The 12,104-nt window shown below is 52.7% G+C and carries 9 protein-coding genes; 8 read left to right on the forward strand and 1 reads right to left on the reverse strand.

Annotated features, from left to right (window positions below):
• Positions 1 to 45: 45 nt before the first annotated feature.
• The 4 genes from ACZRKO_RS03480 to ACZRKO_RS03495 all read left to right on the forward strand — a co-directional run bounded on the left by ACZRKO_RS03480 (position 46) and on the right by ACZRKO_RS03495 (position 3,679).
• Positions 46 to 1,284 (forward strand): winged helix-turn-helix domain-containing protein, encoded by a 1,239-nt coding sequence (locus ACZRKO_RS03480; RefSeq protein WP_463735860.1) that lies wholly within the window; start codon positions 46 to 48, stop codon positions 1,282 to 1,284.
• Between the two features lie 368 nt (positions 1,285 to 1,652).
• Positions 1,653 to 1,835, forward strand: coding sequence for a Trm112 family protein (locus ACZRKO_RS03485; protein WP_188471083.1), 183 nt, complete (start codon positions 1,653 to 1,655; stop codon positions 1,833 to 1,835).
• Complete coding sequence (kdsB, locus tag ACZRKO_RS03490; protein ID WP_463735861.1) at positions 1,832 to 2,581, forward strand: 3-deoxy-manno-octulosonate cytidylyltransferase; 750 nt, start codon at positions 1,832 to 1,834, stop codon at positions 2,579 to 2,581. Before ACZRKO_RS03485 ends, kdsB begins: the two co-directional genes overlap by 4 nt.
• Positions 2,582 to 2,785: 204 nt before the next feature.
• On the forward strand, positions 2,786 to 3,679 hold the full coding sequence (locus ACZRKO_RS03495; protein WP_463735862.1) for a YcbJ family phosphotransferase: 894 nt from the start codon (positions 2,786 to 2,788) through the stop codon (positions 3,677 to 3,679).
• Here the strand turns inward: ACZRKO_RS03495 and elyC are convergent.
• Positions 3,676 to 4,452: an envelope biogenesis factor ElyC gene (elyC, locus tag ACZRKO_RS03500; protein WP_463735863.1), complete on the reverse strand. Its 777-nt coding sequence runs from the start codon at positions 4,450 to 4,452 to the stop codon at positions 3,676 to 3,678. The genes ACZRKO_RS03495 and elyC overlap by 4 nt on opposite strands.
• A 158-nt stretch (positions 4,453 to 4,610) precedes the next feature.
• On the opposite strand from elyC, the gene cmoM reads away from it, so the two are divergent.
• The 4 genes from cmoM to mukB are packed head-to-tail and all read left to right on the forward strand — an operon-like array spanning position 4,611 to position 11,869.
• Positions 4,611 to 5,396 (forward strand): tRNA uridine 5-oxyacetic acid(34) methyltransferase CmoM, encoded by a 786-nt coding sequence (cmoM, locus tag ACZRKO_RS03505; protein ID WP_463735864.1) that lies wholly within the window; start codon positions 4,611 to 4,613, stop codon positions 5,394 to 5,396.
• Complete coding sequence (mukF, locus tag ACZRKO_RS03510; RefSeq protein WP_463735865.1) at positions 5,393 to 6,715, forward strand: chromosome partition protein MukF; 1,323 nt, start codon at positions 5,393 to 5,395, stop codon at positions 6,713 to 6,715. Before cmoM ends, mukF begins: the two co-directional genes overlap by 4 nt.
• A complete protein-coding gene (mukE, locus tag ACZRKO_RS03515) occupies positions 6,696 to 7,424 on the forward strand; it encodes a chromosome partition protein MukE (protein WP_463735866.1) in 729 nt (242 codons plus the stop codon). The genes mukF and mukE overlap by 20 nt, the downstream gene beginning before the upstream one ends.
• On the forward strand, positions 7,421 to 11,869 hold the full coding sequence (mukB, locus tag ACZRKO_RS03520) for a chromosome partition protein MukB (RefSeq protein ID WP_463735867.1): 4,449 nt from the start codon (positions 7,421 to 7,423) through the stop codon (positions 11,867 to 11,869). Before mukE ends, mukB begins: the two co-directional genes overlap by 4 nt.
• The last annotated feature ends 235 nt before the right edge of the window (positions 11,870 to 12,104 follow it).

Here is a 12,104-nt window from a genome sequence, read left to right on the forward strand (position 1 = left end):
ATGCTATCGGTATCTGTAAGATGATTTTCATTAACGGATACCGATATGTCTCACCCCGTCATACCTCTCTCTGCCGCCCGTATTTTGCACCTTGCCGCACAACATTTACAACACCCTCTCAAGCGTAAACCTGTCCGTGATGATGTGACTTCAGTTATTCACAATATGGCTTTGTTGCAGATTGACACCATCAGCGTCGTGGCACGCAGCCCTTATTTGGTGCTGTTCAGCCGCCTTGGCCACTATCCGGCTGAATGGCTCGAAGAGGCATTAGCTGCGGGCAAACTCTTTGAATACTGGGCGCATGAAGCCTGTTTTGTCCCCATCGATGATTACCGGTTATTACGCCACCGAATGCTTGCGCCGGAAAAAATGGGCTGGAAGTATTCTCAGGCGTGGATTGATACCCACCATGCGGATATTACACAGTTGCTCAGTCACATCGCGGATAACGGTCCTGTGCGGTCGGCTGATTTCAGTGCTGAAAAACGTTCGAGCAGCGGCTGGTGGGACTGGAAACCGCATAAAAAACACTTGGAAACGCTGTTCACTTCAGGAAAACTGATGGTAGTAGAGAGGCGTAATTTTCATCGCGTTTATGATCTGGCTGAAAGGGTGCTCCCTGACTGGGACGATGCTACTCAAGCACTGTCTCAGGCTGACGCCGAAATGGAGATGTTGCGGCGCTCGGCTCAAAGCCTAGGATTTTTTAAGGCTGAATGGTTGGCAGATTATTACCGCTTAAAGCGTGTAAAAATTGCTGCTGTGATTGAAAGCTTACTAAAGCGCGGTGAAATCACGATGGTCAATGTCGAAGGGATTGACGGGGATTGTTATGTTCATCAGTCGCAATTCGGCTTATTACAGCAGGCGCTGGACGGGAAGATCAGCTCAACGGTGACCACGCTGCTCTCGCCCTTTGACCCGGTAGTGTGGGACCGTAAACGCGCACTGACGCTGTTTAATTTTGATTACCGGCTTGAGTGCTACACGCCGGAGGAAAAACGGAAGTTTGGATATTTCACGTTACCGGTTTTGCACCGCGGTGAATTGATCGGGCGTGTTGATGCCAAAATCCACCGTAAAGAGAAAGTGTTTGAAGTTAAAACGCTGCATCTTGAAGAGGGGGTTAAACTCAATGCCCGTCGGATTAAAGAGTTAACCGGGGCATTTAACCGTTGTGCTCTGTGGCATGGCGCAGAAGCGATCACAACGGGGAACCTTCCCGATGCGTTATATAGCAGCTGGGGTAGGGGCTGGTCATTGCTCAATACAGAGAAATAATATCAAACAAAACGGCTGCTTAAGGCAGCCGTTCTTTCACGATGAATGCAGGTGAAAATAGTATTAGTTACTGTAGTTCGCGAACATTGCGATGATTTTGTTGATCAGTTTCATTTTTCCACTCGTAATATGAATTGTTTTTGTGATTCATGTCACAAAAAATTCTACGCCGCTGTGATCGCCTTTGCAAGACCCCCTTACCTTTGAGTTTCCATTTTTTTCCTTAATCACCCAACCTGCGGCAATCCTCACTTCACCGATTAACGACAGGCAGAGGCTTATGGTATTCTCAGCACCCTAAGGGTTTATCTCAAAAAGCATTACTGCACTGGCGTTGTTTGCCAGCTGTGTGATCTCGGGGAGGAAGTATGGATCATCGTTTACTCGAAATAGTCGCTTGTCCTGTGTGTACCGGTAAGCTCTATTTCAATAAAGAATCGCAAGAGTTGGTGTGTAAAGTGGACGGGCTGGCTTATCCTGTTCGCGATGGCATTCCGGTGTTATTAGAAACTGAAGCCCGCGCGCTTTCTGCTGACGAGACGCATCCATGAGTTTCATTGTTATCATTCCCGCCCGCTTTGCTTCCAGCCGTTTACCCGGCAAGCCTTTGGCCGATATCAATGGAAAACCTATGGTTATCCATGTGATGGAGCGCGCCATGGAGTCCGGTGCCGATCGCGTCATTGTTGCCACCGACCATCCCGACGTATTTAAAGCCGTTGAAGCGGCGGGTGGTGAAGTCTGTATGACCCGTGCCGATCACCAGTCCGGGACCGAGCGCCTGGCTGAAGTCATCGAGAAATACGGTTTTTCTGATGACGATATCATCGTCAACGTGCAGGGTGATGAACCCCTTGTACCGCCGGTCATCATCCGTCAGGTAGCAGAAAATCTGGCCTCATGCGAAGCCGGGATGGCGACACTGGCGGTACCGATTGAAACCGCAGAAGAAGCGTTCAACCCGAATGCGGTAAAAGTGGTGATGGATATCAACGGCTACGCCCTTTACTTCTCCCGTGCCACCATTCCGTGGGAGCGTGAGCGTTTTGCTAAATCCAAAGAGACCGTTGGCGCCACCTTCCTGCGCCATATCGGTATTTATGCTTACCGTGCCGGATTTGTGAGACGTTATGTGACCTGGGCGCCAAGCCAGCTGGAGAATATTGAACTGCTGGAGCAACTTCGCGTTCTCTGGTACGGTGAAAAAATTCACGTGGCAGTAGCGAAAGCGATTCCTTCAGTTGGTGTCGATACCCCTGAGGATTTACAGCGCGTACGTGAGTTTTTCTGTCACTAAAATAGCCTGTGATGGCCTATTCGCATCACCAGCACGGATACGGAATGTCGCTGCGGCATTCCGTTTTCTTTTTCTGACTCTTGCTGCATCGCCTTTCCGCTTTTATGCGTCTCGTTTATGCCGTTTTCATTGATCTGAAACGGAGAAATCTCCCCGCGATGCTTCCATCATAGCTCTGAGCCTATTTACCACTGTGTAATGATTATGGAACAGCTAAAAGCCGAATTAAGTATTGTCCTGGGCGAAAGCATCTCCCGCCTGGAATGCGTCAGTGAACAGCCTTATGCCCATCTCTTTGCGATTTATGATGAGCAGGGACACGCTATGCCTTTGATGGCGAAAAGTTTTACCTGTGCCGGTATTGCAGCGCAGGAGGCTTATAAACTGTCTATGTTAGCTCGCGAAGGGGTTATCAGAGTACCGACGGTCTTTGGCATGGTGACCACGCACCAATCACCCTATCAGGAGATTTTACTGATTGAGCGTCTGCGAGGCGTTTCTGCTGAAGCGCCCACCCGCACGCCTCAGCGCTGGAATGTCCTGATGGAGCAAATCGTCGAAGGGCTACTGGCGTGGCACCGTATTGACAGCCACGGCTGTGTCGGGAGCGTTGACAGTACGCAGGAAAACAGCTGGGCGGCGTGGTATCAGCAGCGTGTTGAGGTGTTGTGGGCTTCGGTGAGTAACCTGCAATCTGCCATTCTGACGCAGGAAGACCGCACGCTGCTGTTTCGGGCGCGTGCCAGCCTGAACCGCTTATTTGCTGATTTCAACGATAACCCGGTGCTGGTGCATGGCAATTTATCACTGCGCAGCTTATTGAAAGATCCGCGCAGTGACCAATTGCTGGCGATGATCAATCCGGGGACCGTTTTGTGGGCACCGCGCGAGTTTGATCTCTTTCGCCTGTGGGAGAAGGGCATGAGCGAGCAACTGTTGTTCAGCTACTTACAGCGTGCGCCCGTGGCGGAAAATTTCCTTGCCAGGCGCTGGCTCTACGTTGTCTGGGAATCCGTGGCTCATCTTATTCATACCGGGCAATTCGACCGGCGCGCGTTTGACTATGCGCGCCAGCAATTGTTGCCTTGGCTAAATTAACCTGCCTTTGACGGGCTGCCGAGCCACTGCCAGACCCGTCCCAACGTTTCATACCAGATCCGCTCGCTGTGCGATAAAAAAAGTGGGCTGGGTAATATTCTCTCCCAAGGATTCAGCGGCGAGTCGATGGCAAGCTGATTTGCCGGGGCTGGAACGGGTGTGAGGCCCTGCTGCTCAAAGAAAATCATGGCGCGCGGTAAATGGTTGGCTGAAGTCACCAGCACCATCGGTTGTTGTCCTATCAGCGCTTTGACCTGTTGCGCCTCCTCCTGCGTATCCCGCGGCGTATCCACTTTAATGATATCGCTTTCCGGCACGCCCAGACTGATGGCGACTTTTGCAGCAACTTCAGCACTGCTCAGCGGGTTTGAGATAGCTTTCCCGCCGGTAAAAATCAGTTTTGCGCCGGGGTTAAGACGGTAGATACGAATACCTTCTACAACGCGCGGCAGGCTGTTATTGATCAGATTTGAGCCCGGAGCCCACTCAGGGTTATAGGTATAACCGCCACCCAGTACAACGATGTATTTAACGGGTTTTGCAGCGTCAGGCTGGTAAGTCGGATAGGTGTTTTCAAGTGGTCGCAGCAGACTATCGGCGACGGGTTGCAGACTCAGTAAAGCCAGAATTAACCAACTCACTAAAAAACACACTTTACCAGCCCTTTGCCAGCGGGTGAACCACAGTAAAACCAGCGCGAATGCCATCAGCAATAATAAAAAGGGCAAAGGTAATAACAGCCCGCCAACAGTTTTTTTGAGCACAAACAGCATCAGAAAGAGCTCCTTTTGAGTGAAAAAACGGCATCCGGGAATGAATCGACGTCAGGATGATTTATTCTACGTCAGCCTGTGCCAAAATAGCAGGCTGGTCGGTCTGTTCGTCATTAAGCAATCGGCCCATTTCTTCTTCTCGCAGCAGGTGCCACTCCATGCAGGATCGCAATTTCGACGATATCGCCGAAAAATTTTCGCGCAATATCTATGGCACGACGAAAGGGCGCATTCGTCAGGAGGTGCTGGGACAAGATCTACGGGAATTAATCGCCACTTTGCCCGCTCGCCCGCTGCGCATTCTCGATGCCGGCGGTGGCGAAGGGCAAATGGCGTGTGAACTCGCCGCTTTAGGACATCAGGTCTTGTTGTGCGATCTCTCAGGTGAGATGATCCGCCGCGCAAAAGTGGCCGCCGATGAAAAAGGTGTGAGCGGGAACATGCAATTTGTACAATGTCCTGCTCAGAACATCGCACAACATTTGGAACAGCCGGTTGATCTGATATTGTTTCACGCGGTGATTGAATGGTTGGCCGAGCCGCAACAGGCTTTGCAGGCGTTAACCGATTGTCTTGCGCCTGGTGGCGCGCTATCGCTGATGTTCTACAATATCCACGGTCTGGTTATGCGACATATGATCCTGGGTAATTTCGGTCACGTTGAAGCCGGCGTTCCAAAAATTAAAAAAAGCTCGCTGCTGCCCGATCACCCGCTGGAGCCCCAACAGGTTTACCAGTGGCTTGAAGAGCTCGGGATGAAAATCGGTGGCAAGACGGGCGTCCGGGTATTCCATGATTACCTGCGTAACCGGCAACAACATAAACAGGATTTCGACGAGCTTCTGGCGCTGGAACAGCGTTATTGCCGACAGGAACCTTTTGTTAGTTTGGGACGTTACATCCACGTGATGGCGCACAAACCCAATCTGAAGGACGAATCATGAGTGAATTTTCCCAGACTGTCCCCGAACTGGTCGCCTGGGCACGTAAAAATGACTTCTCAATTTCGCTGCCAACGGAGAGGCTGGCCTTTCTTCTGGCGATCGCGACGCTCAACGGTGAGCGTCTTGACGGGGAAATGAGCGAAGGTGAACTGGTTGATGCGTTCCGTCACGTAAGCAAAGGCTTCGAACAGACGCATGAAACGGTCACAGTACGTGCTAATAACGCCATCAATGATATGGTGCGTCAGCGTTTGCTCAATCGTTTTGTCAGTGAACTGGCCGACGGCAACGCCATTTATCGCTTAACGCCGCTCGGCATTGGTATTACCGACTACTATATCCGCCAGCGCGAATTTTCCACGCTGCGTCTTTCTATGCAGCTGTCTATCGTGGCGCAGGAGCTTAAACGTGCCGCCGATGCGGCCGAAGAGGGGGGCGATGAGTTCCACTGGCACCGCAACGTTTTTGCCCCACTGAAATACTCGGTAGCTGAGATTTTCGACAGCATCGACATGACCCAAAGGATCATGGACGAACAGCAACAGGGCGTAAAAGACGACATTGCTTCCCTGCTCAATAAAGACTGGCGCGCGGCGATCTCTAGCTGTGAAATGCTCTTGTCCGAAACGTCCGGTACGCTGCGTGAATTGCAGGATACGCTGGAGGCCGCAGGTGATCTGCTGCAGGCGCATTTACTGCGTATTCAGGAGTTCACCATGGGCGATAGTGAATTAGGATTCGTCGACAAACTGGTATTTGACCTGCAAAGTAAACTCGACCGCATCACGAGCTGGGGCCAGCAGGCCATCGATCTCTGGATCGGCTACGACCGTCATGTCCACAAATTTATTCGTACTGCCATCGACATGGATAAAAACCGCGTATTTGCGCAGCGTTTACGCCAGTCGGTGCAAAACTATTTCGATCAACCCTGGACCCTGACGTTTGCCAATGCCGAACGTCTGCTGGACATGCGTGACGAAGAGCTGGCCTTGCGCAGCGAAGAAGTGACCGGTGAATTACCGCCTGATCTCGAATACGAAGAGTTCAGCGAAATACGTGAACAACTTACCGCGTTGATTGAACAGGCATTGCAGGTTTATCAACAACAGAAGACGCCACTCAACCTGGGAACCGTGATGCGTGATTATCTCGAGCAGTATCCGCGTGCGCGGCATTTTGACGTAGCGCGAATTGTAGTCGACCAGGCCGTGCGCCTTGGTGTGGCTGAAGCAGATTTTTCAGGGTTGCCAGCCGAATGGCAGGCAATCAATGATTTCGGAGCCAAGGTGCAGGCCCATGTCATCGACAAATATTGAACACATAATGCCAGCTAAGCTGGCGCAGGCGTTGGCGAACTCCCTCTTTCCTGCTCTGGACAGTCAGCTTCGTTCTGGCCGTCACATTGGCATTGATGAATTGGATAACCACGCCTTCCTGATGGATTATCAGGAAGAACTCGAGCTGTTTTATCACCGTTACAGCGTTGAATTAATCCGTGCGCCAGAAGGCTTCTTCTACCTGCGCCCGCGTTCTACCACGCTTATCCCGCGCTCGGTACTTTCCGAGCTGGACATGATGGTCGGCAAAATTCTCTGTTATCTCTACCTCAGCCCTGAGCGGCTGGCGCATGAGGGCATTTTCACCCAGCAGGAGTTATACGACGAGTTGCTGAGCCTGGCCGACGAATCCAAGTTGATGAAATACGTCAACCAGCGCTCTACCGGTTCTGATCTGGATCGTCAAAAACTGCAGGATAAAGTCAGAACCTCGCTCAACCGCCTGCGCCGTCTGGGCATGGTCTGGTTTATGGGCACGGACAGTACCAAATTTCGTATTACCGAAGCCGTGTTCCGCTTCGGCGCCGATGTGCGCAGCGGTGACGATGCCCGCGAAGCGCAGTTACGGATGATCCGCGACGGTGAAGCGATGCCGATTGAAAATGCCTTATCGCTCAATGATGAAAATGATGACGGCGAACCGCAGACTGAGCAGGGCAATGACAGCGCAGAGGATGAACAGGAATGATTGAACGCGGCAAATTTCGCTCGCTAACGCTGGTTAACTGGAACGGCTTTTTTGCCCGTACTTTTGATCTCGATGCGCTGGTGACTACGCTTTCCGGCGGTAACGGAGCCGGTAAATCCACCACCATGGCGGCCTTCGTCACGGCGCTGATCCCTGACTTAACCTTGCTGCATTTCCGTAACACCACGGAAGCGGGCGCCACCTCGGGTTCGCGCGATAAAGGCCTGCACGGTAAATTGCGTGCGGGCGTCTGCTATTCAACGCTGGACGTGGTGAACTCACGCCACCAGCGGGTGATCGTCGGTGTGCGTCTGCAACAGGTTGCCGGGCGTGACCGCAAAGTAGACATCAAACCTTTCACTATTCAGGGTCTGCCAACGTCGATTCAACCGACTGAAATTTTGACGGAAACCGTCGGTGAGCGTCAGGCGCGCGTACTGTCTTTACAGGAGCTGAAAGACAACGTCGAAGCGATGGAAGGGGTGCAGTTTAAGCAATTTAACTCCATCACTGATTACCACTCGCTGATGTTCGATTTGGGTGTTATCCCGCGTCGTCTGCGTACGGCTTCAGATCGTAGTAAATTCTACCGCCTCATTGAAGCGTCGCTTTACGGCGGTATCTCCAGCGCCATTACCCGTTCCCTGCGCGACTATCTGTTGCCGGAAAACAGCGGCGTGCGTAAAGCCTTCCAGGATATGGAAGCTGCATTGCGCGAAAACCGCATGACGCTGGAAGCCATTCGCGTTACCCAGTCAGACCGTGACCTGTTTAAGCATCTGATTTCAGAAGCGACATCCTACGTAGCCGCTGACTACATGCGCCACGCCAACGAACGCCGTATTCATCTCGACGGCGCACTGGTGCTGCGAAATGACTTACTGACCAGCCGTAAACAGCTTGCAAGCGAACAGTACCGCCACGTCGAAATGGCGCGTGAACTGGCGGAGCAGAGTGGTTCCCAAAGTGATTTGGAAACCGATTATCAGGCGGCCAGTGACCACCTGAGTCTGGTGCAGACCGCGATGCGCCAGCAGGAAAAAATCGAGCGCTACGAAGGTGATCTCGAAGAGCTGACCTATCGCCTCGAAGAACAAAATGAAGTCGTGGCCGAAGCCGGTGAGCTGCACGCCGAGCATGAAGCGCGTGCGGAAGCCGCTGAACTCGAAGTGGATGAACTCAAAAGCCAACTGGCCGATTACCAGCAGGCGCTGGATGTGCAGCAAACCCGTGCCATTCAGTATCAGCAGGCACTTCACGCTATCGAACGTGCCCGCGAACTATGTCAGATCCCCGATCTCACTATCAAGAACAGCGAAGAGTGGTTGGAAACCTTCCAGAGCAAAGAGCAGGAAGCGACAGACATTCTGCTGATGCTGGAACAAAAAATGAGCGTGGCGGACGCCGCGCACAGCCAGTTTGAAAATGCTTATCAGCTGGTGGTGAAAATCGCCGGCGAAGTCAGCCGCAGTCAGGCCTGGCAAACCGCGCGCGAACTGCTGCGTGACTGGTCTTCCCAGCAGCATCAGGCAGAACGCGTAGAACCATTGCGTATGCGCCTTACCGAGCTGGAAGGGCGTCTGCGTGAGCAACAGGACGCCGAGCGCCAGTTGCAGGAGTTTTGCAAGCGCACCGGCCAGGACGTGCATCCTGAAGATCTGGATGAGTTGCAGCGTGAACTCGACGTACAGATTGAAGAGCTGTCGCAGGTGGTTTCTCAGGCGGGCGAACGTCGCATGGAAATGCGTCAGGAACTTGAGCAAGTACAGTCACGTATTCGTGAACTGACTGCCCGGGCACCGGTCTGGCTTTCCGCGCAGGAAGCCCTCAGCCAGTTAAGCGAGCAAAGCAAAGAGCCTCTGGAAAGCAGCCAGCAGGTCACGGAGCATATGCAGCAACTGCTGGAAACCGAGCGCGAAACCACCGTTGAACGTGACGAGGTTTCCGCGAAAAAACGCCGTATCGAAGGGCAAATCACCCGTCTCAGCCAGCCAAGCGGCGCGGAAGATTCGCGCATGATTGCGCTGGCAGAACGTTTCGGCGGTGTGTTGCTGTCAGAGATTTATGATGACGTCACCATCGACGATGCCCCGTACTTTTCCGCTTTGTACGGCCCGTCACGCCATGCGATCGTCGTGCCTGACTTATCGCGTATCCGCGATCAGCTCGATGGCCTGGATGACTGTCCGGAAGATTTATACCTGATCGAAGGCGATCCGCAGTCCTTTGATGACAGCGTATTTGCCGTCGAAGAGATGCCTGGTGCCGTACTGGTGAAAAGTGGTGAGCGCCAGTGGCGTTACTCCCATTTCCCACAGGTGCCACTTTTTGGCCGCGCGGCGCGTGAAAACCGTCTCGAAACGCTGAATAAAGAGCGCGAAACGCTCTCTGAACGTTATGCCAATCTGTCGTTTGATGTGCAGAAAACACAGCGTGTGCATCAGGCATTTAGCCGCTTTATCGGCAGTCATCTGGCCGTGGCGTTTGATGCTGACCCGGAAGCAGAAATTCGCACGCTGAGCGGCCGCCGTGGTGAGCTGGAACGTGCGCTTAACGCCCACGAAGGCTCTAATCAGCAGCAGCGTCAGCAATATGAGCAGTCCAAAGAGGCTTACGCGATGCTCAACAAACTGCAGCCGCGCGTCGGCCTGCTGTGTGATGAGACGCTGATTGACCGCGTTGAAGAGCTGCGTGAAGAGCTGGACGAAGCGCAGGATTCTGCCCGCTTTATTCAGCAGCACAGCGCTTCCCTGACCAAACTCGAACCGCTGGTTGCCGTGCTGCAAAGCGACCCGGAACAGCATGATCAGTTGAAAGAAGATTATGCTCAGGCACAGCACGGTCAGCGTCTGGCCAAACAGCAGGCCTTCTCACTGACGGAAGTGGTCCAGCGCCGTGCGCACTTCGGTTACACCGATTCCGCCGGAATGCTGACTGAAAACTCCGACCTGAATGACAAACTGCGTCAGCGCCTTGAACATGCTGAAGCGGAACGTGCCCGTGCCCGCGACCAGTTGCGTCAGCATCAGTCACAATTTACCCAGTATAGTCAGGTGCTTGCGTCGCTGAAAAGCTCGTTTGATGCCAAACGCGACATGCTCAAAGAGCTGGGGCAGGAGTTACAGGATATTGGCGCTCAGGCCGATGCGAACGCCGAGGCGCGTGCCAAACTACGCCGCGATGAACTGCATGCGGCACTGAGCACCAACCGTTCTCGCTGCAACCAGTTGGAAAAACAGATCACCTTCTGCGAAGCCGAGATGGACAATCTGCAGAAGAAATTACGTAAACTAGAACGTGATTACCATCAGAGCCGCGAACATGTGGTGACGGCAAAAGCCGGCTGGTGTGCCGTGATGCGTCTGGTGAAAGACAACGGCGTTGAGCGCCGTCTGCATCGTCGCGAGCTGGCGTATATGGATGGTGATGAACTGCGTTCAATGTCGGATAAATCCCTCGGGGCCTTGCGTCTGGCGGTGGCCGATAACGAACACCTGCGTGATGTACTGCGTCTGTCCGAAGATCCGAAGCGTCCGGAACGTAAAATTCAGTTCTATATTGCGGTCTATCAGCATCTTCGTGAGCGTATCCGTCAGGATATTATCCGCACGGATGATCCGGTTGAAGCCATCGAACAGATGGAAATTGAACTTGGGCGTCTGACCGAAGAACTGACCGCGCGCGAACAGCAACTGGCGCTCAGTTCAAAAAGTGTGGCAAACATTATTCGCAAAACGATTCAGCGTGAGCAGAACCGTATTCGCCAACTGAACCAGGGCCTGCAAGCCGTGGCCTTCGGTCAGGTGAAGAGCGTGCGGCTTAACGTTAACGTGCGTGAAGCTCATGCCGGTTTGCTTGATGTTTTGTCCGAACAACAGGAACAGCACCAAGACCTGTTCAGCAGCAACCGTCTGACCTTCTCGGAAGCGCTGGCAAAACTTTACCAGCGTTTGAATCCGCAAATCGATATGGGGCAGCGAACGCCGCAAACCATCGGCGAAGAGCTGCTCGACTACCGCAACTATCTTGAAATGGAAGTGGAAGTTAACCGTGGTTCTGACGGCTGGTTGCGTGCAGAGAGCGGGGCGCTGTCAACCGGTGAGGCTATCGGTACCGGGATGTCAATTCTGGTCATGGTAGTTCAGAGCTGGGAGGAAGAGTCGAGCCGTATGCGCGGCAAAGACATCTCCCCATGCCGTCTGCTGTTCCTCGATGAAGCCGCGCGTCTGGATGCTAAATCTATCGCCACGCTGTTCGAACTCTGCGATCGCTTACAGATGCAGCTTATCATCGCTGCCCCTGAAAACATCAGTCCTGAGAAAGGCACCACTTATAAACTGGTCCGCAAAGTGTTCAACAACCACGAACATGTACACGTCGTCGGTTTACGTGGTTTCGCCGCCGAGCAACCCGTGATTGCTAATGCAGAAGCGGAAAGCTCCTGATTTATCTGCTGCACAATTGTTAAAAATAAAAGTCGTCCTCGGACGACTTTTATTTTTTGAGTAAATAAACATCAGTCATGTTGGGTGAGGTAATAATCCCACTGACAATGCTTTATTAAACGTCTCCGCTAGCATAGAGTCTTCTCAGCTCGCGGGGCGCTATTGTGTTGAGATCCCGCGCAAAAATGGAATTCTCTTTTATACTTAAACCACGAGTTGTTTGCTTAAATTCGAG

Source organism: Ewingella sp. C233 (assembly GCF_055407225.1).

Coding starts and splice junctions, on each gene's coding strand:
- ACZRKO_RS03480 (WP_463735860.1), top strand. CDS start 46: ATGTCTCACCCCGTCATACCTCTCTCTGCCGCCCGTATTTTGCACCTT.
- ACZRKO_RS03485 (WP_188471083.1), top strand. CDS start 1,653: ATGGATCATCGTTTACTCGAAATAGTCGCTTGTCCTGTGTGTACCGGT.
- kdsB (WP_463735861.1), top strand. CDS start 1,832: ATGAGTTTCATTGTTATCATTCCCGCCCGCTTTGCTTCCAGCCGTTTA.
- ACZRKO_RS03495 (WP_463735862.1), top strand. CDS start 2,786: ATGGAACAGCTAAAAGCCGAATTAAGTATTGTCCTGGGCGAAAGCATC.
- elyC (WP_463735863.1), bottom strand. CDS start 4,452: ATGCTGTTTGTGCTCAAAAAAACTGTTGGCGGGCTGTTATTACCTTTG.
- cmoM (WP_463735864.1), top strand. CDS start 4,611: ATGCAGGATCGCAATTTCGACGATATCGCCGAAAAATTTTCGCGCAAT.
- mukF (WP_463735865.1), top strand. CDS start 5,393: ATGAGTGAATTTTCCCAGACTGTCCCCGAACTGGTCGCCTGGGCACGT.
- mukE (WP_463735866.1), top strand. CDS start 6,696: ATGTCATCGACAAATATTGAACACATAATGCCAGCTAAGCTGGCGCAG.
- mukB (WP_463735867.1), top strand. CDS start 7,421: ATGATTGAACGCGGCAAATTTCGCTCGCTAACGCTGGTTAACTGGAAC.